Origin of the sequence: Loigolactobacillus coryniformis subsp. coryniformis KCTC 3167 = DSM 20001 (genome assembly GCF_002706425.1) — a bacterium.
GTDB classification, from domain to species: Bacteria; Bacillota; Bacilli; order Lactobacillales; family Lactobacillaceae; genus Loigolactobacillus; species Loigolactobacillus coryniformis.
On the sequence record NZ_CP017713.1, the window covers coordinates 2,314,998 to 2,339,790 of the forward strand.

22 protein-coding genes are annotated in these 24,793 nt (G+C 44.2%); 6 read left to right on the forward strand and 16 right to left on the reverse strand.

Annotated elements, in window-relative coordinates; genetic code table 11:
• Positions 1 to 24: 24 nt before the first annotated feature.
• Positions 25 to 1,245, reverse strand: coding sequence for an MFS transporter (locus LC20001_RS11415; RefSeq protein ID WP_010011959.1), 1,221 nt, complete (start codon positions 1,243 to 1,245; stop codon positions 25 to 27).
• 91 nt (positions 1,246 to 1,336) lie between these two features.
• Positions 1,337 to 2,050 (reverse strand): gamma-glutamyl-gamma-aminobutyrate hydrolase family protein, encoded by a 714-nt coding sequence (locus LC20001_RS11420; RefSeq protein WP_010011960.1) that lies wholly within the window; start codon positions 2,048 to 2,050, stop codon positions 1,337 to 1,339.
• Between the two features lie 110 nt (positions 2,051 to 2,160).
• Here LC20001_RS11420 and LC20001_RS11425 point away from each other — a divergent pair, with 110 nt between their 5' ends.
• Positions 2,161 to 2,604 (forward strand): GNAT family N-acetyltransferase, encoded by a 444-nt coding sequence (locus LC20001_RS11425; RefSeq protein ID WP_010011961.1) that lies wholly within the window; start codon positions 2,161 to 2,163, stop codon positions 2,602 to 2,604.
• A 54-nt stretch (positions 2,605 to 2,658) separates the two neighbouring features.
• A complete protein-coding gene (locus tag LC20001_RS11430) occupies positions 2,659 to 3,282 on the forward strand; it encodes a DedA family protein (RefSeq protein ID WP_003677761.1) in 624 nt (207 codons plus the stop codon).
• Between the two features lie 31 nt (positions 3,283 to 3,313).
• Here the strand turns inward: LC20001_RS11430 and LC20001_RS11435 are convergent, their stop codons facing one another.
• From LC20001_RS11435 to LC20001_RS11485, 11 genes are all read right to left on the reverse strand, one after another.
• A complete protein-coding gene (locus LC20001_RS11435) occupies positions 3,314 to 4,738 on the reverse strand; it encodes a 6-phospho-beta-glucosidase (RefSeq protein WP_010011962.1) in 1,425 nt (474 codons plus the stop codon).
• Positions 4,739 to 4,795: 57 nt separating this feature from the next.
• A complete protein-coding gene (locus LC20001_RS11440; RefSeq protein ID WP_010011963.1) occupies positions 4,796 to 5,119 on the reverse strand; it encodes a PTS lactose/cellobiose transporter subunit IIA in 324 nt (107 codons plus the stop codon).
• Positions 5,120 to 5,292: 173 nt separating this feature from the next.
• Positions 5,293 to 5,610 carry a PTS sugar transporter subunit IIB gene (locus LC20001_RS11445; RefSeq protein ID WP_003677756.1) on the reverse strand — a complete coding sequence of 106 codons (318 nt, stop codon included), beginning with the start codon at positions 5,608 to 5,610 and terminating at the stop codon, positions 5,293 to 5,295.
• 161 nt (positions 5,611 to 5,771) lie between these two features.
• Positions 5,772 to 6,224 (reverse strand): MarR family winged helix-turn-helix transcriptional regulator, encoded by a 453-nt coding sequence (locus tag LC20001_RS11450; protein ID WP_010011965.1) that lies wholly within the window; start codon positions 6,222 to 6,224, stop codon positions 5,772 to 5,774.
• A gap of 45 nt (positions 6,225 to 6,269) precedes the next feature.
• Entirely contained in the window at positions 6,270 to 9,440 is a 3,171-nt protein-coding gene (locus tag LC20001_RS11455) for a YhgE/Pip family protein (RefSeq protein WP_010011966.1), read from the reverse strand.
• 131 nt (positions 9,441 to 9,571) lie between these two features.
• Positions 9,572 to 10,345, reverse strand: coding sequence for an ABC transporter ATP-binding protein (locus LC20001_RS11460; RefSeq protein ID WP_010011967.1), 774 nt, complete (start codon positions 10,343 to 10,345; stop codon positions 9,572 to 9,574).
• On the reverse strand, positions 10,335 to 11,273 hold the full coding sequence (locus tag LC20001_RS11465) for a FecCD family ABC transporter permease (RefSeq protein WP_010011968.1): 939 nt from the start codon (positions 11,271 to 11,273) through the stop codon (positions 10,335 to 10,337). The genes LC20001_RS11460 and LC20001_RS11465 overlap by 11 nt, the downstream gene beginning before the upstream one ends.
• The gene (gene isdE, locus LC20001_RS11470; protein WP_010011970.1) at positions 11,270 to 12,172 is read right to left on the reverse strand and encodes a heme ABC transporter substrate-binding protein IsdE; all 903 of its coding nucleotides are present in this window, start codon (positions 12,170 to 12,172) and stop codon (positions 11,270 to 11,272) included. Before isdE ends, LC20001_RS11465 begins: the two co-directional genes overlap by 4 nt.
• 15 nt (positions 12,173 to 12,187) lie before the next feature.
• Entirely contained in the window at positions 12,188 to 12,961 is a 774-nt protein-coding gene (locus LC20001_RS11475; RefSeq protein WP_029507577.1) for an NEAT domain-containing protein, read from the reverse strand.
• A gap of 3 nt (positions 12,962 to 12,964) precedes the next feature.
• A complete protein-coding gene (locus LC20001_RS11480) occupies positions 12,965 to 16,918 on the reverse strand; it encodes an NEAT domain-containing protein (RefSeq protein ID WP_010011972.1) in 3,954 nt (1,317 codons plus the stop codon).
• Between the two features lie 230 nt (positions 16,919 to 17,148).
• A complete protein-coding gene (locus LC20001_RS11485; protein WP_010011973.1) occupies positions 17,149 to 18,201 on the reverse strand; it encodes an oxidoreductase in 1,053 nt (350 codons plus the stop codon).
• 217 nt (positions 18,202 to 18,418) lie between these two features.
• Here LC20001_RS11485 and LC20001_RS11490 point away from each other — a divergent pair, with 217 nt between their 5' ends.
• Both LC20001_RS11490 and LC20001_RS11495 read left to right on the forward strand, forming a co-directional pair.
• Positions 18,419 to 18,961, forward strand: a complete 543-nt coding sequence (locus tag LC20001_RS11490; protein ID WP_010011974.1) for a DUF1836 domain-containing protein — start codon at positions 18,419 to 18,421, stop codon at positions 18,959 to 18,961.
• Complete coding sequence (locus LC20001_RS11495) at positions 18,954 to 19,814, forward strand: DegV family protein (protein WP_010011975.1); 861 nt, start codon at positions 18,954 to 18,956, stop codon at positions 19,812 to 19,814. Before LC20001_RS11490 ends, LC20001_RS11495 begins: the two co-directional genes overlap by 8 nt.
• A 54-nt stretch (positions 19,815 to 19,868) precedes the next feature.
• On the opposite strand, the gene LC20001_RS11500 is transcribed toward LC20001_RS11495, so the two are convergent.
• Positions 19,869 to 20,453 carry an ECF transporter S component gene (locus LC20001_RS11500; RefSeq protein WP_010011978.1) on the reverse strand — a complete coding sequence of 195 codons (585 nt, stop codon included), beginning with the start codon at positions 20,451 to 20,453 and terminating at the stop codon, positions 19,869 to 19,871.
• A gap of 184 nt (positions 20,454 to 20,637) precedes the next feature.
• Between LC20001_RS11500 and LC20001_RS11505 the strand changes: the two genes are divergently transcribed.
• Together LC20001_RS11505 and LC20001_RS11510 are read left to right on the forward strand one after the other, a co-directional pair.
• Positions 20,638 to 21,486 (forward strand): aldo/keto reductase, encoded by an 849-nt coding sequence (locus LC20001_RS11505; RefSeq protein ID WP_010011979.1) that lies wholly within the window; start codon positions 20,638 to 20,640, stop codon positions 21,484 to 21,486.
• Between the two features lie 200 nt (positions 21,487 to 21,686).
• Entirely contained in the window at positions 21,687 to 23,024 is a 1,338-nt protein-coding gene (locus LC20001_RS11510; RefSeq protein ID WP_099267160.1) for an IS4 family transposase, read from the forward strand.
• Positions 23,025 to 23,223: 199 nt separating this feature from the next.
• Here the strand turns inward: LC20001_RS11510 and larE are convergent, their stop codons facing one another.
• A complete protein-coding gene (gene larE, locus LC20001_RS11515) occupies positions 23,224 to 24,045 on the reverse strand; it encodes an ATP-dependent sacrificial sulfur transferase LarE (protein ID WP_029508068.1) in 822 nt (273 codons plus the stop codon).
• A gap of 32 nt (positions 24,046 to 24,077) precedes the next feature.
• Positions 24,078 to 24,791: a D/L-lactic acid transporter LarD gene (gene larD, locus LC20001_RS11520; protein ID WP_003679683.1), complete on the reverse strand. Its 714-nt coding sequence runs from the start codon at positions 24,789 to 24,791 to the stop codon at positions 24,078 to 24,080.
• Positions 24,792 to 24,793 lie beyond the last annotated feature (2 nt).

The following is a 24,793-nucleotide window of genomic DNA, read 5'->3' on the forward strand; positions in this document are numbered from 1 at the left end:
ATCTAGATGCCTTTTCAACATATTCTACCCTTCACGTAAATTACGAATCGTCATCAAGGTCCCTAAGCTAAGCACATAGAGCAAAGACAGGAACGCCATCACCACGATCAGATCATAACGATCCATCAAAAAGCCGATCACCATCGATGAAAAGCCGCCGACTGCCCGGCCAACATTCATGATCGTATTGTTAGCCGTTGCGCGAATTTCCACTGGGTACAAGCGGCTGATCACCGCACCATAGCCCCCATACATTCCATTCGAGAAAAAGCCGATCAGCACTTCTGCCAGCAATAACGTCCATTGATTTGTCGCCAACGTGATTGCAAACACCGCCACTGCTGAAATGATCAGAAAAATGGCAAAGGCGCGCCGTGCACCAAATTTATCCATGATCGTGCCAAAGGTGAACATACCTAGACTCATACCAATGATCGTCGCAATCATCCACAAGGACGAGCTAGCAGCGCTAATACCCAAACGTTGCTGCATGATCGATGGCAACCAGTTCATCAGGCCAAAGTAACCAGCAATCTGCACCATAACCATGATCGTCAGTGCAATCGTCTGCCAAGCCAGCTGTGGCGTTTTAAATAAAGCACTGATCGTGGCCTTTTGGTGTTGGCTTTTATCTTGCTGCAAGGCAGTAAACGCGGGACTTTCCTTTAAGTGCCGACGCACGAAGAAAATTAAGATCACCGGTAAAACGCCGCAGAGAAATAAGCCGTGCCAACCGAAATGTGGTAGGATCAGTGCCGCCAAAATAGCTGCTAAGATCGCACCGATTTGACCACCGATCGCCGCCACTGAAGTCATTTTCCCGACTCGCTTTTGTGGAAAACTTTCCGCGATCAAAGCGATACCACAGCCGTATTCGCCACCAGCACCGATTCCAGCGATGAAACGACATAAGTAGACGGTCCAAATATTGTTGGCAAAATACATGGCGGCGGTGGCGATGGCAAAAATAAAGATCGTCTGCGAGAACACTTTTACGCGTCCGTAACGATCTGCTAGTAAGCCAAAAAGCACACCACCAACCAACATCCCTAAGTTAGTCACTGAGGCGATCAAGCCCGCCTGCGTCCCCGAAACGTGCAACGTCGTGATGATCGACGACAAGGCAAAGGAGAGAAACATAACATCCATATTCTCTAAACCAAAGCCAGCCGCTGACGACGTGATAACTTTTTTCTGGTACGGACTGAGACTTGTATCCACTTGATGCTTGATTGGTGCTTCCATATTCAATTCCTCCAAAATGGCTGCTCACTGACAGCCGTTTATTTTGATCGGTTCTATTATTTCACGATTCATACTACTTAGCAAGACGCAATTAAGAGGCGCTCTGCCCAATTCCACTGGCCTGCTGTATAAACGCCTGGAACAAACGTTGCGCTGCCGGGTGATCGGGGTACATGATCTCCGGATGCCATTGCACCGAAAATAATTGCTGCTGCGGTGCCTCCAGCGCCTCGATCACGCCATCAGCACTCCGCACACTGACTTTTAAACCCGGTGCTACTTGCGCAACTGCTTGATGATGAAAGGAATTCACCGCGTAAGCGCCTTGTAACAGGCTAGCTAACCGCGTTCCACTAATCACTTGAACTTGATGCGTCGTCTTCGTCCCAGAAATTGGTCGTTGCTGATGTTTGATCGGCGTGCCGGTAATATTTTGTACCAACGTCCCACCTAAAGCCACGTTAATAATTTGCTGACCACGGCAAATACCAAAAATCGGTTTGTGCGCCGCCAACGCTTGCTTAACCAATGCAATCTCAAATAAATCGCGCGCACGATCGAGTTCACCAGTTGCTGGATCTAACTTTGCTCCATATAAATCAGGTGAAACATCATGACCACCACTTAAAAGTACTGCATCCACCGTTGCTAAAAGTTCTGGCACTAATTCGACCGCCAAGGCTGGTACCATTAGTGGTAATCCACCACTGGCCGTCACCGCGTGGACATAAGTTTCTGGTGTCGCGGTTAATCGCCGTTTATCCATTATTTTTTTAGTATTCGTAATTGCAATTCTAGGCCGCATCCGCCCACCTACTTTCCCTATTCTTAATGGTTCCCATTTTAACACTCGATTACCCTGATGCGACGCTTTTTTAGTGCTATACTAAAAATTAAAAAAAGCGAGGAACCCTAATGCAATTAAAAGTTAATGCAACCAATTGGCAGCGCTCGGCAGCGTTTGCCGTACGGATGCAGGTCTTCGTCCGTGAACGTGGTTTAGCGCTACAAGATGAATTTGATGATCAAGACAATGATGGTACGATCTATGCGGTCATCTATCACAATGATGAACCCGTGGCCACTGGCCGTTTTAAGCAGTTAGACGCCACCACCATGCGACCTGGGCGGATTGCGACGTTGGCTAGCCAACGCGGTAATGGTCTCGGCGCTAAAATCATTATCGCCTTGGAACAAGTCGGCCGCCAACACGGCTGCACACAGTCCGTGATCCACAGCGAATTAACCGCTCAAGGCTTTTATGCTAAGTTAGGTTATCAGCCCAGCGGCGAACCATTTTCCGAAGACGGCGTGCCTTGCATCCTCCTGACCAAGCAATTAACACCGGTTATTGATTGACGCTCACAGTATTTTCACGGTATATTATGAGGACAAGCCTGATGGAGGTAACTTATGCAAACTATGATCGTCGATTTTATCGACCAATTCGGCTACCTAGGCGTTTTTCTACTAATTACTTTAGAAAATGTCTTTCCGCCAATTCCCTCAGAGATCGTACTCACATTTAGCGGCTTTATGACGCTACATTCTTCAATGACTTTGACTGGGGTGATCATTGTCGCCACCGCTGGTTCTGTTGCCGGCGCGATCATCCTATACGCGGTTGGCCGTCTGCTATCGGTAGAGCGCTTGGAACGCTTGATTGATGGCAAAGTTGGTCGGCTACTGCATTTTAAACGTAGTGATCTAGAAAAAGCCGAGCGCTGGTTCGTCAAACGCGGTAAAAGCACCTTATTTTTCTGTCGGTTTATTCCGATCGTTCGCAGCCTGATCTCGATTCCTGCCGGCACCACAAAAATGCCGTTCATTCAATTTCTATTTCTGACCGCGGCTGGCACATTGATTTGGAACGTGGTGCTAGTCACACTAGGGCAACATGCCGGCAAAGCGTGGACCCAAGTCGCTGGCTACGTCGATACCTTCGCCCACATCACGTTGATCGTACTAATCGTCTTGATCCTCGCCGGCGTGGCTTACTTTGTGAAAACCCGCTTTGGGAAAAAAGCTAAAAAATAAAAAAGTCGCAGATTTTTCTGCGGCTTTTTGTTTACGCTAGATCAGCGCCATTAGTCTGAATGACTTTTTGGTACCAGTAAAATGAATCCTTGCGTGAACGAGCTAAGGTGCCGTTGCCTTCATCATCCTTATCGACATAGATAAAGCCGTAACGCTTCGACATTTGACCTGTACCAGCGGAAACGAGATCGATGCAGCCCCACGGGGTGTAGCCCCATAGTTCAACGCCGTCCTCATTCACGGCTTTGATCATTTGCTCAATGTGAGCACGCAAGTAGTCGATGCGGTACGGATCATGGATACTACCATCGGCTTCAACTTTATCGCGTGCACCTAACCCATTTTCCACGATCATCATTGGTAAGTGATAGCGGTCCTGCAGCCAATTCAGTGCATAGCGCAAACCTAGTGGATCAATTGGCCAATCCCATTCGCTGGTTTCTAAAGTAGGATTAGCTACGATCTTGAAGCTAGCGCCATCAGCAGCAATCGTCATCGAATTATAATAACTAAAGCCAATGTAATCGACGGTCCCTTCTTGCAACACGATGCGATCTTCAGCCGTGATATCCGGCCGCAGACCATGTTGCTTGAAGTAAGCCTCCATCCCCACGGGGTAACGGCCCCATGCCTGGACATCGGACCACCAATAACGCCGTTGCATCATTTTTTCAGCAACTAAAATATCAGCTGGTTTGGCTGATGCCGGATACAGCGGCGTGAAATTGATCATACTGCCGATCTTAAAATCAGGATTGATCTGGTGACCCATTTTAACCGCTAAGGCACTAGCAACGACTTCATAGTGTGATGCTTGATACATCAAGGCTTCACGGGTTGCAGCGTCTTCATTATTGCGGAAAACTAAACCAGAATCTGTCGCCACTAGAAAATCATTCATATAATCCATTTGGTTATTGATCTCATTAAATGTCATCCAATATTTAACCGAATTACGATAGCGCTTGAAGCAAACTTCAGCGAAATGGACGAAGAAATCGATCACTCGCCGATCGCGCCAGCCACCATATTCGCTGACCAAATGATAAGGCATTTCAAAATGCGATAAAGTGATCACCGGTTCGATGCCGTATTTATGACATTCCGCGAAAACATCATCATAAAATTTCAAGCCTGCTTCATTAGGTTCGGCCTCATCGCCATTGGGAAAGATCCGCGTCCAAGCGATCGAAGTCCGAAAACAGTTAAAGCCCATTTCGGCGAACAACTTGATATCTTCCTTATAATGATGATAAAAATCGATGGCGCTATGATTAGGGTAGTTTTCACCGGCTTGGACGCCGTCAGTGATCTTGCGTGGTACTTTGTTAGCACCAGCCGTCATCACATCCGCGATGCTCAGCCCCTTACCACCGGCTTGCCACCCACCTTCCAATTGATGGGCAGCAACCGCGCCGCCCCAAAGAAAATCTGCTGCTAAACCACTTTTGGACATAAAGATTACCCTCCTTGTACTCAAAAAAAGAGTGGCATTATGGGCCACTCTAATAACCTACTCAGCCAGACGCTTATATAAATCGACAATTTCACCAGCTAGATCGCGAAAAGTGATGGCATTCATAATGTGATCTTGTGAATGTACCGTCAACAAGGTGACCTTAGCGTGTTCACCATTAGCTTCAGCGGTCAACATATCGGTCTGCGCATTATGGGCCTCAACCAAAAAATGATCCGCCTCTTTCAATTTAGCAGTGGCGGTGTCAAAATCACCTGTCTTAGCTGCATTGATTGCTTCAAACGCAGAACTTTTAGCGTTACCACCATTAACGATCAGACCCATGATCGATTGTAGATCTTGTTCTTTTTCTTCTGCCATAAATCAACTAGCTCCTTTATATAGTACATAATCATACGAAAAGTGGCAGCCAACAGCGCCGCCACTTTCATTGGGATGTTTAAAAATCACTATTGTATTGGTCTTCTGAATAACGTAAACGTGCTGGCAAAGCAGCTTCCACTTAGCTAAACATTTTACCGACCCGCATTGACTTATTTAGCTGCGTCGATTGAGGTTAATGCTTCATTTAAGACTTTTTCACCGTTCATCATACCGTAGTCTTGCATATTAATGACTTCAACTGGAATATCAACGCTATCCTGGAAGTTTTTCAGCATATAGCGAACTTGCGGTCCGAGCATTAGAATATCAGGATGCTTTTCAGCAATTTTATTATTGGCATCAGAAGAAGCGGTTGCAAAAATTTCTGCATCGACCCCTTTGGCTTCCGCAGATTTCTGCATCTTAGAAACTAATAAACTTGTTGACATACCTGCTGCACAAACTAACATAATGGTTTTTTCAGCCATTTAAATCGCCCCTTACTTTTTAAAACGTTTTCATTTACGTTAAAAGTATAACTCGTAGGTACAAATTTTACAAGTCAATACCATTTTAATTCATTAATTTTTTGCCTTTGCAGCCGAATATACAAAAATAGGACCACGCCAGCTAAGCGCAGTCCTATTTGCTATTCTTTATTATCTTTACGGATGATTTTCGTGCTAACCTTGCGCATCAGGCGCAACAATTCTTGTGCTTCTTCTTCGCCAAACAAGGCGACCCAACCGTGAAAACGTTGGTGGATTGCTTGATTGATCGACAGCGCTACTTTTTGACCTTCTGGGGTTAACCGCAGATACAAACGCCGCCGATCTGCGGCATCGCGTTCTTGCTCAATGTAATGATGCTCTAGCATCACCCGTATTTGCCGCGAGATCGCCGCTTTAGTCACACCACGTTTAGTCGCAATATCCGACATCGCTACCTGCTGTCCTGCCGCAATATCGCGCATGATCAAATATTGTTCAAATGATAAATTAAATTCTTTGGTCGGTTCAGAAACCAGATCACTAATGTACTTAAACCCCGACATATAAACATCAATATAAGCTTCTAACAAAGCATCATGTGCCTGACTCATCATGAATGACTCGCTTTCTTATTCGTTTATATTGAGCGTACCATATTATTCATGTTTTAGCGCGTTTAATTGTCGTTTAAAGGCAAATGGTAGGCTAAAAATAACAATAAATACAAATAAAATAACTGTATTGATCACTGGTTTAGTCGCCAAATCGTTTAACGCGTAATTTAGTCCATTTAGTAAATAAGTGCCCGGTAAAATAGTACTAATGCCTTGATAAACTGCCGATAACATTGCATTAGGCAATAAGCCGCCAGAAACAATTAGTTGAATAAAGAGAATCGCTAGCGTTGCTAAAACGCCTAAAGTTCCCCACCAACGATCAAAGTTAAAGACGATCAATGTAAATAGTCCGCTACCCAGTAACAATAACAGCAATAACGTCATTGGATGCGCCACTGTGACGCCCATCCACCGAGTAACGACCAAAATACCAGCAGCTTGGAGCACGATTGCAGCGGCTAATAAACCGAATTTCTGCAAACGTGGTTGTGCTTGGAAACGTTGACTATAACGATTGAAACCTAATTCGGTCAAGACTGCGCCGATAAATAGCACCATGAAGATCACTAATGGTGCTAACACAGATAATAATGGTTTAGCTAAATTATCCGCCTGTGTTTGGCTCGCAACTGGAGTCACAAAATGATCAACATTAGCTGAAGTAAAGTTCAACTTGCTGACTTGTTGGCTACCAGCAGCTAACTTATTATTCAACGTCAACATGCCAGTATTTTCCTGCGCTAAACCAGTATCCAATTGGCTTGCGCCCTCATCTAATTGTTTGACACCAGAAGTTAGCGTTGGTACCTGATTATTTAATGTGGCCAACCCGATGGCTAACCGCTTAGTACCCGTATTTAAAGCATCGGAATTAGCATTTAACGTTTGTGAACCTGTATAAAGCTGGATCACACCGGAAGTCAGCGTTGGGACTTGACCGTTCAGTGTATTCAGGCCAGCGGCTAATTGTCCAGCACCAGATTTTAGTGTCGGGGAATTAGCATTTAACGTTTGCGCGCCGGTATCAAGTTGGGACACGCCGGAAGTTAGCGTTGGTACTTGGCTATTCATCGTGTTCAAACCAGCCGCAACTTTTCCAGTGCCATCAGTGTACTGAGTAACCCCACTAGCAACTTGATTCGAGCCTGAAGCCAATTGATTGACCCCACTCGTTAAAGTTGGTAACTGGCTATTCATCGTGTTGATCCCACCGGTTAATTGCGTTGCCCCAGAATTTAATTTAGCTGAATTAGCCGTTATGTCAGTTAAACCATTGTTTAAACTATTGGCACCAGTTTCAAGTTGCGCTAATGCCGTTGTTAAACTTGGTAATTGTGCTGACAATGCATTGACGCCAGTAACACTTTGCGTTAATCCACCAGTAACTTGAGTTGCTCCTTGATATAGTTCGCTGCTGGTACCAGTATTGGCAGCAACATCACGTAAGCCCTTAATTGCACTTAAGCTACCAGCATATAATGAAGTTTGCCCGTTTGCCCCAGTTACATAACCAGCATATAGTTGATTGATTGCCCCTTGTAATGATTGAACGCTAGCAGCTAATGTTTTTAGCTGGGTCACGTCGATCGATTTTAAAGGTGTTAACGCAGTTTGAATTTTTTGTAATTCAGTTTGATTGCTTTGTTGGGCGCTACCAACAGTTTGTATTGCCCCGGTGATCGCAGCTTTTTGTGCCGCGCTTAAATTACTAGCTTGAACCGCACTGGCATCGATTGCTGCAACAGCTTTAGCTGAGCTAGCAGTATTCGCGCCAATCGTTGTCAAACTGTCGGTTGTTGTTGTAACGGCACTTTGTAAGCCGCTCACCTGACTTTGTAATCGTGTAATCGTTGTGGCGACATCCGTACTATTGACCTGATCATGCAATGAGGTCAACCCAGTTTTCATTTGCTCTAAGCCAGTACTTAATGCCGTTAATTGTGTATCTTGGCTAGTCACACCTTGATTAACTTTTAGAATGCCATCAGCAACAGCTTGGCTGCCGGTCTCTAATTGTTGTAAGGCCGTATTTAATTTAGTAACGTTTGCTGGTAAAGCCTGTACGGAACTGTTGACTTGGCCTAATCCAGACGCCAATTGACGACTTCCGGTTTGCGCTGATTTTGTCCCACTTGTATAGGCGGAAATCCCATTCTGCAAGCTAGTTGAACCATCAGCCAATTGTGTTACCCCAGTAGCTAACGGACCAACCTTACTTTGCAGCGTATTAATACCAGTAGCAACTTGCTTAGCCCCATTAGTTAGCCGACTTGATTGGGCCGTTAATTGGTTGCCACCAGTTGCTAGCTTTTGCACGCCACTAGCAAGTGGACCAACACCACTTTGTAAGGTACTGATACCAGTAGCGAGTTGTTGCACCCCATTTGTGTAGGTGTCAACCCCGGTATTTAATTGGTTGCCACCAGTTGCTAACTTTTGCACGCCACTAGCTAATGGACCAACACTACTTTGTAAGGTACTGATACCGCCAGCTAATTGACTGACGCCTGCTGTGTAGGCACCAACACCTGTATGTAACGTTGCACTACCTGAATACAGCTGATAGACCCCTGATGACAGCGTCCCTGTCTTGCTATTTAGTTCATTCAGCCCACTGCTTAATTGTTGACTACCAGAACTTAATTTCTCTGTACCTGTTTTTAATTTCTGGGTACCAGTATGTGCTTGACTGACGCCGCTACCCAATTGCTTCAATGCAGTAAACACATTTTGATCGTAAGCTGCCTGTACGTTAGCAACTACTTCGGCGCGTAATTTTTCAGCAACCTGTTGTGTGATCAAATGAGAAGCAAAATTGTTATGATCTGACATGGCCACCTTGATTTGACTGGTTTTTGGTTTCGTGTTCAGTGCCGTGGTCGCATTCTTAGAAAAATTATGCGGCAACGTCACTTTCATCAAATAAGTGCCATCTTTAAGCCGCGCGTTAGCAACTTTAGCCGAAACAAAATGCCAGGTAACTTGATGATTATGTAATAATTGTTTTTTTACACCCGTCCCCAACGCTACCGTCTTACCTTGAAACTTAGCGGGTTGATCCTGATTGACCACCGCCACATTAATCCGGCTAGTGCTAGTTTGTTGCTCATATGCAACAAAATTCATTGCGATGAATAATAATAGCAATGGAATAATGACAATTAAGCCTAGTAATAATAAAAAGCGTGAATGCTTTTTCATCGTCTGCATGAAATGATCGCCTCCATTTTTAATTAACGCGCTATATAGTATATACCATTAACTTTATGAGTATCGCGCAAACTAAATTTTTTGTCAAATCAATTTTGCGTCACTACTACACAAAAAAACCGGCAGCAAAACTAATTTGCTGTCGATTGATTAGGCAATTGAGCGATAAACTCACCTTGAGTCGTCGCGATCAATTCAGTATTAATTTGAAAAACTTCGCGCAGCCGTGCCGGTGTGATCACAGCTTGTGGCGTACCAGCAGCAACGATTGCGCCATCCGCTAACATCAGTACCTGCTGACTAAAATGGCGCGCCTGATTTAAATCATGTAAAATCATCACGATCGTTAAATGCATTTCTCGATTTAACTTAGCCAATAATTCCATGAAGCTAGCTTGGAAGTGAAGATCTAAATAAGTCGTTGGCTCATCTAACAGCAAGTACTCCGGTTGCTGTGCTAAAGCCAACGCCAACCAGACCCGTTGCTGCTGTCCGCCTGATAATTCGGCCATACTTTGCTGTTGCAGTGGCGTCAATTCTAAATAATCCAAAATTGGTTTGATCGCGGCATCATCAGGTTCCGCCAGCAGCGAATGGTATGGTAATTGGCCAAAACGAACCAAATCAAGAACAGAAATATCGTCATATAATAAATTATGCTGATGAACGACCGCCACTTTACGTGCATAAGCTTTAGCGGAAAACATCGTGATCGGCTGCTGGTCTAAATAGATCGTTCCTGCAGTTGGCTTGAGTTCCCGGGCTAATAATTTAAACAGTGTTGATTTACCAGATCCATTTGGCCCAATCACCGCCGTCATGCTCCCCGGTTCGATCGTAAAATCCAAACGATCAATCCCCCGTTTTTGTTGCGGATAGGTATAGCTCAATTGTTTAACTTGCATGGCGCTGTCCCCCTTGCCGCGCTAAAATAAAAATCAAAAATGGGCCACCGATCACCGCTAAAATCGTGGCGGCAGTCAGTTCATTTGGAATGACCACCAACCGACCCACCGTATCCGATAGTAACAGTAAAAAAGCTCCTGCTAACACAGAAAATGGAACCACTTGTCGATAATCATGACCGACAAAATAGCGGCTGACATGGGGTACGATAATACCGATAAATGGCAGCACACCGACACTGGCCGTTACCGTACTGGTTAGATAAACCGCTAATAGCAACAAAGCTAGCCGCACCCAAACCACTGCTACGCCTAAAGTTTGCAATTGCGCGTCGCCGATCTTCAAATAATTAGCCCACGGTGCCAGCCATAATGCCAACATCAAGCCAATAATACCGAGGATCACTAAAAAGAGTGTGGTCGTCCATGTACTAGTCGCAAACGTTGTCCCGCCGAGACTGGTTGCTGGCGTGAAAATTTGTTGAATCCCCACAAACATAGCGTTCAAGGCCACCCCAATCAGAATCAAGCGGTAGGGATCCATTTGCTTTTGAAATTGAAGTAACAATAAAAAGGCGACTAAGCCGCCTAGTAATGCAAAAATAAATTTATTGAACAGTAATGCTGGTAACAATAAGCTGCCGAGTAGTTGAAATAAACTGGCACCAGCGGAGATGCCTAAAATACTGGGGTCAGCGATCGCATTACGCAAAGCTGCTTGAAAAAAAGCACCAGCGATCGCCAACATCGCCCCGCTAACTAAAGCCGCGATGATTCGTGGTAAGCGAATATTGAACAGCGTGTTAAACTGCTGTGCATTTAAATGCGTTAAGTTGATCGTGGTTGCCCCTTGCAGCAAGGCAACAGCCAATAGTGCGATCAAAGCAACCAATAGCACGATATAAGCCCAGATTGAACGTTGCTTCACTTTGTCGCCTCCTTAGCCGGATATAACCAGCGACTGATCTGCTGTAAGCCAGTAACCACATGCATATTGGCTGTCGCGTCAAATTCAGGTTGCTGTAGATCATAAACGCGCCGTTGCTGGACCGCTGGCATTTGCGCCCACATTGCGTTTTGCTTAAATTCCTGCTCGAATTGCGGCTTGACCACTTCTGGCATGGCGTGTTCTAAACGTAAAATAACGTCAGGTCGTTGTTGCGCTAGTTTTTCGTTATCCGGTGTTAAATAGGGTTGTGTTTTATCTGGATAAAGATTTTCTCCGCCCGCCAAGCGTACGAGATCACCGATATAGGAGGTATCGGTGGCAATCATGTAGCCAGCACCAGGTAAGCCCATTAAAACCAAAACTTGTGGCTTGGCACCCTGTTGTCGTGCGTGCACCTTTTTAACCGCTTGATCGATCAATTTCACTTGCTGGTGTGCCTGCTGCTGACGTTGATAACGCTGACCCAACGTTGTCAACGTTTGTTTCAAGCTGGTAACTGTATCTAAATTTAAGTACTGCGCGTGAAATTTATGGGATTTAAAAGTCGCCTCATACTGCTCTTTTAGTACCGTCACTGAATAAACGGCGGTCGGCTTTAAGGCAGCAATTTTTTCAATATTTGGTGACATTGGACTGCCGACTTTGGTCACTTTTTGATAGCGTGCTGGCAACTGGTTGGCAGTCGTTGGCACACCGACCAGTGGCAGATCCAGCTTGGCCGCCATTTCCGTGACCGCTACAGTTGTCGCTACGATCCGCGGTTGCTTGTGCTGGGTGGCTTGAGGCGTTGGCCGCAACTGTAACCAAGCGACAACGCCCAGTACTGCGACCAATACCACAGCTAATAAAATAAAAACTAATTTACGTGCTGACTTCATTTTCAACTCACCTAATTATTTCCGTTTGATAAAGAAGTACGTGGCCACCGCTAAAATTGCCACCGCTACCGAACCGCCAGTCAAGATTGCCGTCTGCGTTTGTTTATTTTTCTTATTCAGAGCAGCAATCTGTGCGTTTTGCTTACGGGTGACACTAGTTGTGGTCGTTTTTGCAACGATTTTTTTCTGACTGCTAGCGCTAGCGGCACGACTACTGGCGCTGCTAGAACTGATCGCACTGCTCTCACTGCTGGTACTATTTGAACTAGTGGTACTGTTTTCACTGCTACTGGCACTCGCTGCTGAACTGGCAACCGCCGCTGGTGCACTGCTACTAGCTGCAGCGCTATTGAGTGCAGGTAAATGACTGGTATCAAATTTAAAGCTAATATCGTGGTTGGCCGTGTACACATTCGGTACGTTGATGGCAATCGAGCTATTGACCACTTGATTTAAATTAGGTGTTTGAAAGGCGTAAGAATAGTCATAACCGCTAGCACTTTGCGTTTTGCTGACGTTCGCTGGTCCTTGCCCGTTGATGCTGAGCACCGTCACCGGCCATTCACCTAATTGGGTGCTGGTGTGGATCGTCATTGTGACCAAATATTGATTACCGTTCGCTACCACATTTGCCGGCTTAACGTAATAATTAGACGCCATCGACGTTTGCTGTGTGCCATATTTCAAGGCTTGATAATTGATCGCCTCCGCGCCAACTTTTGCGCTAACTGTAAAACTCACGAGCAGCAGTACCGCCCCTAGAATTAATCGTCCTATTTTTCGTTTCATTTTCTACTCTCCCACATGCAGTCGTTTATACACAGCAAAACCGATGATCACCAACGCCACTGCACCGAAGCCAGCAATTTCTGCCATAAATGGATACACCTTTAATTTAGCTGACTTTTGTTGCTCTGCCGCTGTAATGGTGGTTGCCGCCGCAACTTTTTTAGTTTTATTCGCCGCTGTTTTAGCTGGTTTAGTCGCTTTAACTGCTTTAGTTGGTTGTGTGGCACTAATTGCCGTTAAACTGGTGCCGGCGGCCGGTAAGATCGTGTTGCCATTCGCTGCTTGAACCAAGCTGATCGTCGTCGCCGGTAACCCCTGCGTCGTTGCTGCGTTGGCTGCAGCTAAATAATTAGTGCCGCCACCTTGCGCCTTGCCGAAGGATAACCACACTTCAAATTGCTGGTTGCTGATGCCAGCGATCGGCACTGTCATGCTGATCGTTGCGGGGATCGGCTGATCTAACCCCTGCTCATTGCTGATGTGGAACGCATAAGTCCAAATATCGTTACCACCGGCAGTGCTGTGACTAAAATCAGAATAGCCACCATAATTGACGGATAATGGCTGAAATTTTACGTAACCAGTTGGCGCTTGAACCGTGAGATAAACCTTGTACCCACTACTATCTTTCACCACTTTAGCAGTATGCGTGTAGTAGTTATTAGCTGTCGAAAGCTTGCTCCGCGTTTCGTCAAGTACTTTGTACGGGATGTATTGGACCGTTTTGGTGGGATTGATTAGGTTGGTACCGGTAGCAACAGGCGCAGAATCTGGTAATTTTTGTTGTATTTTATTTCTTAAATCATTGCTAGATTGGTTACTTAAATTAAAGACAGCAAATGCATCTTCCTCCATGTCACCTATTGGCGTGGTTAGACTAAAATGAACATTGCCTAATCCAGCTAAAATTTCTGGGGTCACTTCGAAAATATAATCAGCTGCAGTTGCACTATGCTTAATAACTTGCGCGCTTTTACCGTTAAGCGTCATCCCTTTAATATATTGTAAGCCGTTGGTTACGAAGAAAACGGTTTTTAGTGTCTTCCCATTGTCACTTACTATTAATTGTACTGATTTACTAATAAATCGTTGTGCTGCTGAAGTTGCAGTTAAATCAGCATTTTTGATTGGCACCGTTAAATTATAAGTACCATCCTTTCTAGCTAAGTTTAATCCCTGATTGGCAGTTGATTCTGATGCAGCCTTAGTTTTCGATTCAGATGCTGCTTTCGCTGCGGATTCAGCTTTGGCTTTCGATTCAGATGCCGCTTTTGCTGCGGATTCAGCTTTGGCTTTCGATTCGGACGCTGCTTTTGCTGCTGATTCCGATGACGTATTTGATTCAGTATCGGTACTATTTGCTGCAAACAGCGCTTGACCAAATTTGACCCGCGCCTTTTCATTCATCACCATACCCATTGCTGGCACACTGATCCTCACGGCGGCTGGCATAATGGTCGTGTCAAAATTCTTATCCACAGTAAAGGTTAAATCAGCTTTGGTGCCATCATTATTGGCGATTTTAGCGTCTTGATTTGCCACACTAAATGCGGTTACCGTCGAGGCGTTTTGCGTCAAATGTAAGGTCACCGTTACTTGTTTACCGGCCACTTTAACCGTAGCGGTCGGGGCAAAGAAACTGGCTGAAACTGATGCTTCATCCGTTTTTTCTTTCAGCACCGTCATGGGCACTTCATACGTCCCATCAACTAAATGTGCGGGATCAAATGTGGTGGTCGTCTGAATTGGTTTGGTAGTCATTGTACCAGTATCTGTATTATTGCTTGGTTGCTCAGTGATGGTTGGCGCCACGTATAGCGCTTGGCCGAATTTCACTTTGGCCGTTTCGGTCATTGATTTCCCCATGCCTGGAACAGCGATCGACATCGTTGCTGTGACCAACGCATTGGCAAACTTATCGTTGATAGCAAAAGTTAGATCAACGCTATCCTTAGTTTTGTTGCTGATTGTCGCGTTTTGATCAGCTAATGCAAAGGCTGCCACCAGCGACGCGTTTTGTGTGATATGCAGGGTTACTTTCGCTTTTTTATTGGCCACGGTAATGATTGCCTTTTTAGCAAAGAACCCTGCGGAATGTGATGGTGTAACGCCATCATCCTTTAAAATCGTTACGTCAGTTTGATAAACACCGTCAGTCAACTTGTTAGGATCAAAAGCTGGGAGTTTTGATGCGTCTGTCGTTTCAGTTGTTGTGTCCGTAGTATTTGGTTGGCTAGAACTCGATTCCGTTGTGCTCGATGCCTTAGCTGAACTACTGTTTACTTTATTGCTGGCTTTGGACTCACTAGCAGAACTTGCTTTACTTTCTGAGCTAGCGCTGGCACTACTTTCAGTCGTTGCGCCTGCTTTAACTGCCGTCAACTGACCAAATTTAACCTGTGCTTGTTGCTTCATGCTAAAACTTGGCATCGGCTGAATCGTCATCGTTGCTGGTACCGTCGTATCTGCGTAATTAGCGATATTGGTAAAAGACATGGTCGCCGTATCAGTGGTTTTATTGCTAAAGTCTGCAGCCGTACCATCTAAACTAAAATCAGCCACGGTGTTCGCATTTTTCTGTAAATACAAGCTGACGGTCGCCTTGCCATCAACGATCCTTACTACGGCAGTTGGTTTGAAGAAAGCATTAGCCATTGAAAGTTCAGTGCTTGAATCGGCTTTTAAGATAGCAATCGGTGCTTCATAGATTCCATCTTGTAAAGTAGTCGTGGCACTCTTGGTAGGGGCAGTTGTCGGATCTGTTGCTGAATACAGCGCTTGACCAAATTTGACCCGCGCCTTTTCATTCATCACCATACCCATTGCTGGCACGCTAATCGTCATGGTGGCTGGGATAATGGCCGTATCAAAGTTCTTATCCACGTTAAAGGTTAAATCGGCTTTGGTGTCGTCATTATTCGAAATTTTAGCAGCTTGGCCAGCCAAACTAAACACGGTTACCGTCGAGGCGTTTTGCGTCAAATGTAAGGTCACCGTTACTTGTTTACCGGCCACTTTAACCGTAGCAGTTGGGGCAAAGAACTTCGCTGAAATTGATGCTTCATCCGTTTTTTCTTTTAACACCGTCATGGGTACTTCATACGACCCATCAACTAAATGTGCGGGGTCAAAAGTGGTCGTCGTAGCCGTATTACTTGTTGACTGCGTTGTTGGCTCTGTTGTCGCTGATTTAGATTCTGATTGATTGGACTGCTTTACTGTAGTCGATGCTGGTTGGCTGGCAGATTCTTGATTAGCCACAGAGGATTCGTTCGGTACCGCTGAACGACTTGATACAGCAGCTACCGGTCGGCTTGAACTTGTCGTTGTTGCAGGATCAGCCGTTGAATGACTAGCCGTACTGGCTTGCGTAGCACCACTAGTGACACTGCTTTGAGTTGCTTGACTACTTTCACTAGTAACGCCTTTGCTAACCGTAGTCGTTGAACTTGCAGTTGCCGGTTGATCCAGTTGCACTACTTTCAAAGTAGCTACATCTGGCTTAACGTCCATGGTTTCGTGAATTGATCCTAGCGGCGTATTGAGATCCAAATCTAATGACAGTGCCGCTGTTAAAGTGGACACGTTAAAAGTCATATCTTTCGTTGTTCCACTATCGCTAACCTTTGCCGCTTGTTGATTACTAGATAATCTAACCTCACCAATACTGGCGTCAGAGATAACATGTAGCGTTAAGGTCAATTGTTGATTCTTTACCACTAATGTCGCGAATTTACTGATATATTCTTGCGCAGTTGAAGGATCATTTGTTCCTGCCTTCATTACTGGCGCATCAATTGTATACGTCCCATCAGCCAGATTGTTTGGATCTAGTGCAGTCGCGCTGGTCTGTTCCGCAGCAGACACAGGAGTGACCGCTAAAGCGCTCACGCTCGGTGCAACCGCCCCTAAAAGTAACACACTAACTGATAAATAAGTAAGCAAGTGTTTCTTCATAATCTATTCCCCCAACTATTTATGCTTTATGTAAAACGAACAGTCACATATTATTAATCTTTTCTTAACAAAGTTAATTAAAGCATATTTTGTTACCGCATTCAATCACTTCAAGCATTTAAATATGTATTTTTTATATATATCCTCATAATAATAACTAATATTTTATATAAAAAGTATAATAAAAAAACCGCCACCAGAATTGGTCGCGGAAATGTAACTAATCTTTTTTATAGTTGATAAATGCTTGGGCTCAATTGACTAAAGCCAGCAGCTAAAATTTCCAAATCAGTAATTGCTTCATCAGCACTGACCAGTGGTGCGGCACCGTGGATAATACTTTCATACAGACCGTCGTAAACCCGGCCGTAGTCCCCCCGCGGCGTTGGCAGCTGTTTATTGATCCAATCATCATTAGCATTTTGATAATTTAGCTCACCAAAGAATTTCGGACTATCTTCCCCGAATCCCGCCGCAGCTGGGGTTAATCCAGCTTTTAAGTCATTCTCCTGTTGATCAATGCCATATTTAATGAAACTACCTTGAGTACCATGCAAAATAAAGCGCGGATAGGGTTGCGCCACTAGCGAGCTACTTTTGACCGTAGCTTTGAAATTAGGGTAAAACAAACTGACATCATAATAATCGTCAACCGTACTAGCCGGATTCTGTTGCGCCCGAATATCGTAACTGACTTGTTGGGGCCGTCCAAATAAGGCCACCACTTGATCAACTAAATGGCTGCCTAAGCCATAAAAAGCGCCATCTTCCGGGGCCCCTTGTTTAACTTCCGGATCAGGCCGAAAATGATCAAAATGTGATTCTAGTTCCAGCGGCTCACCTAAGTACCCAACTTGCAGAACCTGTTGTAAAGCTAAAAACTCACCATCAAAGCGACGATTTTGATACGGCATCACTAATAAGTTATGCTTAGCGGCTAGATCAAATAAGGCTTTAGCTTCCGCAACCGTGCTAGTAAATGGTTTCTCGACCAGCACATTTTTGCCAGCTTCTAAACAGCGCTTAGCAAAGGCAAAATGCAACGCTGGCGGCAAGCAGATCGTCACTAATTTAACCGCTGGGTCAGCTAATACTTCAGTCACGTTGTCCGTGAACTGAACGTGATGCTGCTTGTAAAATTCTTGTTCTGCTGGCCGTTTATTTAAATGGCGCGCATAAACCCATTTTACTTGAATATTGTCGCGTAACATCAAATACGGCAAATGATAGCGTGTGGCACTTTTACCAAAGCCAATCACCGCCATCGTTAATTTTTCTGTCATGTTATTTCCTCCGCTTCCACAATGTTGAAACATGGCTCATTTCAAATCTTAACTTTATTTTAAAAGCTTGACTAGATAGATACAAGTTTCGGCATTCGTTATTCAATATCGATTCTGATTTCACATATAATAATTAGATTAGCTTTGTAACCTAGTTTACAAAACTAGATTACAAGTTTATACTATCAATAACCTACTTGGTGAAAGGAGTCAATTTATGTCCACCCGAGAAAATGACTTTCAAGCATGGCTCACAAAAATCCAGGCCCTAAAATTACCGCAATGGGCCGATTTTCCTGATTTTGATATTTATATGGAACAATTGATCAATTTGGTCAACCAGTACCTGGCCCCATTGGAACTTGATCCGGTAACTCCAGCAATGATCAATAATTACGTTAAGCACAAGGTCATGTTTAAACCCATCAAGAAACGCTATCAGCGCGAACATCTCGCTGCGGTCATTACGCTGACCCTGCTCAAAACTGTATTTCCATTAGATATGATCCGCAGCGGCTTTAATGGTGAATTAAACGTCTTATCGGCACAAGCAGCCTACGATCGCTTTGCTGCTAATTTTACGATCCAATTACAGACCCTTGATCTGGCGCAAAGTACGCCATTACCTTTTACCGAAAACTTTGAATGGGATGAAGCCATTCAGCAGACTGCCGTCACTACGATCATTTACCAATTGATCAGCAAACGGCTGATGCTGCACGCACCACAAATTGAAAAAGGAGCCATTACTCATGACTAAAATTAATCCGCACGTTGCTATTCTTGTTGATTCTTGTTCTGATGTTCCAGCAGATTTTATTGCTGAACACCATCTCTACATGGTACCAATGACGATTGCTTATCACGATGAAATTTTTTTGGATAAAGTCACTATCGATCCTGACACGGTTTACGCTAATCTAGATAAAGAAGTGCCGAAAACTGCTTCACCAACTGGTGACCTGATTGCTAAAGCCTTTGCTGACATCAAAGCGGATGGCTTTAAGGAAGTTATCGCTGTTTGTATTTCTAGCGGCTTATCTGGTACATTTCAGCAAGTCGAAATTGCTGCACGTGTTTCCGGCTTAGATGTCAGTGTGATCGACACCAAAAACATCGGTATCGCTAGCGGCTTAACTGCGATCCTCGCAGCCCAACTCAGCGAAGAAGGTCTGCACAAGGTCGAGATCGAGGCACGAATCCGTACAGTTGCCAAACACACCAAAGTTTTCTTCTACGTGCCAACGCTGACCTATTTGCAAAAAGGTGGCCGTATCGGACGTGTTGCTGGCATGGCCGGCACACTGTTAAATATCAAGCCGATTATTTCTTGCGACGATGACGGCATTTACTACCCCGTCGCCAAAGTTCGCGGTGAGAGAAAAACATTGTTGAAAATGAAGAAGTTACTAGCCGAAACTATCGGCAACGCGCAACGCTTTAATTTGGCAGTCGCCGACGGTGCTAATCACGAGATTGCCGCACAGCTGACCGTAGAATTACACGAACTTTATCCGCAAGCTGAACATATCTTTACCGGCAATGTTTCACCGGCACTTGGTGTGCACACTGGCCCCGGGTTGATCGGACTAGGTGTCCAGATTCTAGCCTAACTAAAAAGACGCAACACTGGAAATTACATCCAATGTTACGTCTTTTATTTAGCGCTATTTGCGGAACCGCAATAGTGGTGTACAGATCAGCGGTGCCACCACTGCGGCCAAAATTGCCTCAGGAATTCCATTGGTCGCAACGACCACTAATAGTAAACCACCTAACCGACTCACGTCAGCCGTTCCATAAGCTTGTGCGACAGCCGGCGTCCGGTAGAATAGATAGATCAAGCCTAAAACTAAAATTGTGTTGACCAGTGCGCCAACTAACGCCGCCAGCATCATTGCTGGCGTGCGCTTGATTTTATGCTGTAACCAAATGAATAACCACCCAGCAACCAAGCCGATTAAAATTCGCGGCACGATCGATACCACCGGATTGGTGAAAACTAATGGTGCCAATGGACTAGTGGGTGATGTAAACGCACGAATAAACGTGATCAAGCCCCACGCACCGCCGACTAATGCACCGTCCTTTGGTCCCAGAATGATTGCCGCTATGATTACGGTAATGTGGATCGTAGTTAGATCCAATAAACCTAAAGGGATATAGCCGAACAACGGTACAAAATTTTGAATGATGATAATAGCAACAAACATTGCGAGAATACTAATACGATAAGCTTTATTTTTTTGCATCTCAAGCTCCTATTTCACGATTAAGGTTGATCAATCATCTGCTCACTGATGTCACTATATTACCATATAATCCGCCTGTAATTAATCTTTTGCTTTAATTTAGTTGATCATAATAAAGCCTTTTCTTTAACGAAATGCGTATAATAAGAGTGTTCAAGTAAACTAAAAAAGCAGATGGAAAATCGTGGCAATTTTAACAGAAACATTTAAGTTAGCAAACGGCGTTGAGATTCCAAAAGTCGGCTTCGGTATGTGGCAAGTTTCTATCGGTGATATCGCTTTTAACGCGGCCACAACCGCATTAAAGGCTGGTTACCGGCATATTGACACCGCTAAAGCCTATCACAATGAAGCTGATGTTGGCCGGGCGATCCGCGAATCTGGCATCCCACGAGCAGATATTTTTGTAACCTCAAAATTACCTGGCGCCACTAAAACTTATGATGGTGCCATCGCTGATTTTAATAGCACTATGGCGCAACTAGATATCGACTATCTAGATCTTTATTTAGTTCATGCACCTTGGCCATGGACCGAGATCGGCAAGAATTGCGACCAAGAAAATATCGAAGTTTGGCGGGCCATGGAAGATATCTACGCCACCGGCAAAGTTAAAGCGATCGGCGTTTCTAATTTTAACGTTCATGACTTAGAAAACATCTTGCCCACCGCTAAAATCAAGCCGATGGTCGACCAAATTCAATATTATGTCGGTTTTACCGAACCAAAAATTACTGAATTTGCTAAAAATAATGATATTTTAATAGAAGCTTATTCTCCTTTAGCCACCGGTGGTATGCTACAAAACGACCAAATGAAGGCCCTCGCTGCTAAATACAACGTTAGTGTAGCGCAACTAGCTTTGCGCTTTTGTCTACAAAACGACGTGCTACCGTTGCCTAAAGCAGTCAGTGAGGCGCATATTCAGGCTAATACTCAATTAGGCTTTGAGATCAACGCCGCTGATATGGACGTATTGAACGCCATGCCTGATACAGCACCGAGTCATACGCATAACCCGACCCAAGGATAATAAAAATAACGAATCTCTTAATTGCAATGTCATTAAGTTAAGCTATTGACAAAAAAAAATAAGGCTTCAGCTACATCATTTATGTAGCTGAAGCCTTATTTTTTACTTTAAACTTGGTAAACTAAAAGGGGAAGGCACTAAACCTTCTCCTCCACAGGTCTAATTGTAACAATCCAATACCGATAAGGAGTGTGTCACTAATGTTAAACCCAACTAATAGTTTAAGCGTTCTGGACCAAATTATCAATGAAACAGTTAGCCATATTCATGATTACACTCATTCACCACAGGATTTTACGCGTAAACGGAAATTAACTGCTGGTACGATGATTAAAACGATGCTTAATATGCAGGGTAACAGCCTTAACATTGAGTTATTCAATGCTTTTCCTGGTATTGATGAACAAGTTTCACCTTCTGCCTTTGAACAACAAAAAGGTAAGCTAAAACCCGACTGCTTCAAACATATTTTTCATCAATTCAACCAGCAAATAGCTAACGCGCAACTGTTGGATCACCATTACCATGTATTAGCGATCGATGGCTCGGACTTTGATCTGCCTTGGAATCCTACTTCAAAGTACGTTTGTGATTTTTCAAAAAATAAGCCTTATTGTCAAATGCATGTTAATACTTTATACGACTTGTTAAATAAAAGCTATCAAGACTGTATTAGCCAACCCAAAACGGCAATGGACGAACGCGGCAGTGTTTTAGCCATGCTTGATCACCTACCAGACGATTCGATCGTGATGATGGACCGTGGCTACCCAAGCTTTAATCTAATTGAAAATCTAAACCGGCACCAGGGGTTGCATTATCTTATTCGAGCCAAGTTAGGCGGCAGTATCAAAGAAATTCAAAATTTGCCAGATGGTGAGTGTGATCAAGCAATCGCGTGCCGCGTGACCACTTCTAATCATTATTACGTTACGCATAAAAGTAGTGAAAACATTCATTGTATTCAACATTATTGGCACCAGTACCAACCATTTCGTTCCAAAAATACCAAAGATCGGCGGTGGGATTTTGGCGTCTTTTGTACCGTTAAATTCCGGGCTTGTAAATTTCAAATTGGGACAACAGCTGACGGTAAGCCAGCGTGGGAAGTCTTGATCACTAATCTTCCGGCAAAGCAGTTTCCATTACCACGAATGAAACGGTTATATCATTTGCGTTGGGGCATCGAAACCGCTTTTTCTAAGCTAAAATATGATCTTGGCGCCATTCAATTTCATTCCAAAAAAGACCAGTTTATTGAAATGGAACTTTACGCCAACTTAATCATGTACAATGTGGTTAGTGCAGCCGTTAATCAAGCTTACGTCGCGCAGACCAATCACCATCATTGGGACACCATTAATTTTAAACTGGCCACTAGGATCGTGCGGTATTATTACCGCAATAACCAGCAGGCAAAGTTTCAAGCGTTATTGATTCAGCTTGGCACCTACTTAGTCCCGATTCGCCCCGGGCGTAAAAATAAGCGGCGACTAAAACCTAAGCGTGCGGTTAGTTTTGTTTATCGAGTCGCGTAAACTGACAACCTAATCTTGCGTCGCCCTTATTTTAGTGCGCTTTAAATTAGCTTTAAATTATAAAAACCACCCAATTAGCAATCATCAAATGACTAATCAGGTGGTTTTAAAATTAGCCGAGCGATTTCCTCAGGGACTAATAATTGTCAAGTCACTAACTTAATGACATTGCTCTTAATTGAGGTTCGCTTTTTTTATTTTACGCAAACTGCGCTAATTCTTTCCGTGACAAAACTTCATTCATTCTGCCACTGCGGAAACCGCCAAGATCGATCGTTACATACTTGAAACCTAACTTAAGTAAGGCATCATTAACTCGTTGATTGAAAACTAAGAAATCATTGAAGCGAGCTTCAGGTAATTCAATACGGGCAATTTCTTCATGATAACGCACACGCACCGTTGGGAAGCCGAGGTCGCGGATATACTTTTCGGCTTGCATGACTTGTTGTAATTTAGCGGAAGTCAATGTAGTGCCATAAGGGAAGCGTGATGATACTGAGCAGGAAGCGACTTTGTTCCAATTGGTCAAGCCTAATTGTTGCGCTAATTCACGGACATCCTTTTTATAAAGATCAGCGTCTTGTAATGGGCTGTGGGCGCCGGCTTCAGTGCGGGCTTTCAAGCCAGGACGATAATCGTTGTTGTCATCCATGATCATACCGTCAAGAACTGCTGCACCAGCCGCAATTTCATTTAAACGGTCATAGAACATTTTTTTAGCGTAATACCAGCTGTCGGGTAAGTTTTGTTTGATGTGTTCATTTGCTAAATAATCAAGCGTTGTTGTTTGCACATTGGCGCCTAATTCCTTAGCCAAACTAACGGCTTTATCGAACTCTTCGTTAGTAAATAATTCGGAGTTGGCGATAACAGCCATCACGTGGTCACGGCCAAGTACATCCAACGCCATTTTCAAAACCAAAGTGCTATCGATACCGCCAGAAAAAGCGACGACAACGTTACCTAATTGTTTTAAGTTATCAACGACTACTTGTTTCTTATCTGCTAAAGTTTGCATATTAAAAGCTTCTTTCCCTGAAATAATTTGATTTAAATGTTGAAAAAGCCGTGCATGAACCATGCGGCACAGGCAGCACCAATAAATGGTGCAATACCAGGTACGATAATGCCATATTGCCAATCACTGTCGGCTTTATTTTTGATTGGTAACAAGGCGTGAGCAATCCGTGGCCCCATATCGCGGGCTAAATTCATCGCGAAACCGGTTGGACCACCTAAGCCCATCCCAATTGCCCATACCAGCAAGCCAACACCAATCGGTACGATACCAGGTGTTTTGACGGTCGAAATCGCTAAGATCCCGGAAATAAAAATAAACGTATCAAAAAATTCGACAAAGAAATTCCGTGGCAAATTACGAACTGCAGGCGCCGTGGAAAATAGATTGCGAATAGTGATCGGTGAGACTTCCGCCTCGGAGGCTTTAAAATGATCAGCGTACATGACCCAAACGATCATGGCGCCAATGACCCCACCGAGCAAATCAGCCAATGAGTATGGGATAAACATGGCCCATTGAATATTGCCAAGTAAACATTGTGCCAGCACCATGGCTGGATTGATACAAACATCGCCAAAAATAAACAAGGCGATCGTAATGCCAAATCCCCAAGTCGTGATCGCAAAAATATGTCCTGATCCGCGATATTTGGTTCCTTTCAAAACTTCACTACAGTGGACACCGACCCCGAAAATAATCATCAAGGCGGTCCCCATAAATTCCGCAATTAATCGATGTAGCAAGG

Coding starts and splice junctions, on each gene's coding strand:
- LC20001_RS11510 (WP_099267160.1), top strand. CDS start 21,687: ATGTTAAACCCAACTAATAGTTTAAGCGTTCTGGACCAAATTATCAAT.
- LC20001_RS11450 (WP_010011965.1), bottom strand. CDS start 6,224: ATGAGTCAGGCACATGATGCTTTGTTAGAAGCTTATATTGATGTTTAT.
- LC20001_RS11420 (WP_010011960.1), bottom strand. CDS start 2,050: ATGCGGCCTAGAATTGCAATTACGAATACTAAAAAAATAATGGATAAA.
- LC20001_RS11455 (WP_010011966.1), bottom strand. CDS start 9,440: ATGCAGACGATGAAAAAGCATTCACGCTTTTTATTATTACTAGGCTTA.
- LC20001_RS11490 (WP_010011974.1), top strand. CDS start 18,419: ATGTCCACCCGAGAAAATGACTTTCAAGCATGGCTCACAAAAATCCAG.
- LC20001_RS11415 (WP_010011959.1), bottom strand. CDS start 1,245: ATGGAAGCACCAATCAAGCATCAAGTGGATACAAGTCTCAGTCCGTAC.
- LC20001_RS11485 (WP_010011973.1), bottom strand. CDS start 18,201: ATGACAGAAAAATTAACGATGGCGGTGATTGGCTTTGGTAAAAGTGCC.
- LC20001_RS11440 (WP_010011963.1), bottom strand. CDS start 5,119: ATGGCAGAAGAAAAAGAACAAGATCTACAATCGATCATGGGTCTGATC.
- LC20001_RS11435 (WP_010011962.1), bottom strand. CDS start 4,738: ATGTCCAAAAGTGGTTTAGCAGCAGATTTTCTTTGGGGCGGCGCGGTT.
- LC20001_RS11460 (WP_010011967.1), bottom strand. CDS start 10,345: ATGCAAGTTAAACAATTGAGCTATACCTATCCGCAACAAAAACGGGGG.
- LC20001_RS11445 (WP_003677756.1), bottom strand. CDS start 5,610: ATGGCTGAAAAAACCATTATGTTAGTTTGTGCAGCAGGTATGTCAACA.
- LC20001_RS11495 (WP_010011975.1), top strand. CDS start 18,954: ATGACTAAAATTAATCCGCACGTTGCTATTCTTGTTGATTCTTGTTCT.
- LC20001_RS11480 (WP_010011972.1), bottom strand. CDS start 16,918: ATGAAGAAACACTTGCTTACTTATTTATCAGTTAGTGTGTTACTTTTA.
- LC20001_RS11430 (WP_003677761.1), top strand. CDS start 2,659: ATGCAAACTATGATCGTCGATTTTATCGACCAATTCGGCTACCTAGGC.
- LC20001_RS11425 (WP_010011961.1), top strand. CDS start 2,161: ATGCAATTAAAAGTTAATGCAACCAATTGGCAGCGCTCGGCAGCGTTT.
- LC20001_RS11475 (WP_029507577.1), bottom strand. CDS start 12,961: ATGAAACGAAAAATAGGACGATTAATTCTAGGGGCGGTACTGCTGCTC.
- isdE (WP_010011970.1), bottom strand. CDS start 12,172: ATGAAGTCAGCACGTAAATTAGTTTTTATTTTATTAGCTGTGGTATTG.
- LC20001_RS11500 (WP_010011978.1), bottom strand. CDS start 20,453: ATGCAAAAAAATAAAGCTTATCGTATTAGTATTCTCGCAATGTTTGTT.
- larE (WP_029508068.1), bottom strand. CDS start 24,045: ATGCAAACTTTAGCAGATAAGAAACAAGTAGTCGTTGATAACTTAAAA.